A 230-nucleotide genomic window follows, 5' to 3' on the forward strand; every position below is an offset into this window, starting at 1 on the left:
GTGGTCGATCTGCCGGAGCCGGGCAAGTATGTCCTCCGGGTGAGCGGCCGTACCCGCAGCATGCGCAGTGTCGAGCCCTACCACCTCGACCTCGCTTTCATCGCCAGCCCCGACCTGCATGAGCCGAATCCGGATGCGGAGAGCGCAACGCCGATCACGGGTACGACATCATTGATCGGCACGATCCTGCCGGCGGGGGACCGCGACCACTACCTGTTTGAAGCACCCCA

Annotated in this window: 1 protein-coding gene; it reads left to right on the forward strand. The window is 65.2% G+C overall.

Translation table 11 applies throughout. The features are described 5' to 3' along the window. A partial coding sequence (locus JWG43_RS19470) for a hypothetical protein (RefSeq protein WP_205244530.1) occupies window positions 1–230 on the forward strand: 230 nt, incomplete at both ends.

It is taken from the genome of Desulfobulbus alkaliphilus, assembly GCF_016918545.1.
In the GTDB taxonomy this organism is placed as follows: domain Bacteria; phylum Desulfobacterota; class Desulfobulbia; order Desulfobulbales; family Desulfobulbaceae; genus Desulfobulbus; species Desulfobulbus alkaliphilus.